This is a genomic window from Polaromonas sp. P1_G2 (assembly GCF_056405515.1).
The window spans coordinates 1-387 of sequence record NZ_JBFUBY010001534.1; the positions used below are offsets into that span (position 1 = coordinate 1).

Below are 387 nucleotides of genomic sequence, written 5' to 3' on the forward strand. Positions count from 1 at the left end.
CCACATAACTCCGCTGATGCGCCGCCGACATCTGCGTCCTGATCCGCGCCTGCCCCTTCGGCACCACCGGGAAGGAGAAGCCGATCACATAGACACCCTTTTCCAGCATCCGCGCCGCCATTTCCTGCGCCAGCGCCGCATCGCCGAGCATCACCGGGATGATCGCATGCCCCTCGCCGGCCAGCGTGAAGCCGAGTCTGGTCATCTCGCTGCGGAAAAGCGCCGCATTGTCATATAGGCGCCAGCGCAGGTCATCGCCATGTTCGATCAGGTCGAACACTTTCAGCGATGCCGCCGCGATCACCGGCGCCAGCGTGTTGGAGAACAAATATGGCCGCGACCGCTGTCGCAGCCAGTCCACCACCTCGCGCTTGGCCGATGTATAGC

At 63.6% G+C, this 387-nt stretch carries 1 protein-coding gene; it reads right to left on the reverse strand.

All coding sequences use genetic code 11. The features are described 5' to 3' along the window. Nucleotides 1-387: aminotransferase class I/II-fold pyridoxal phosphate-dependent enzyme (locus tag AC1D0P_RS31425; RefSeq protein WP_477680302.1), on the reverse strand; the 387-nt coding region annotated here is incomplete at both ends.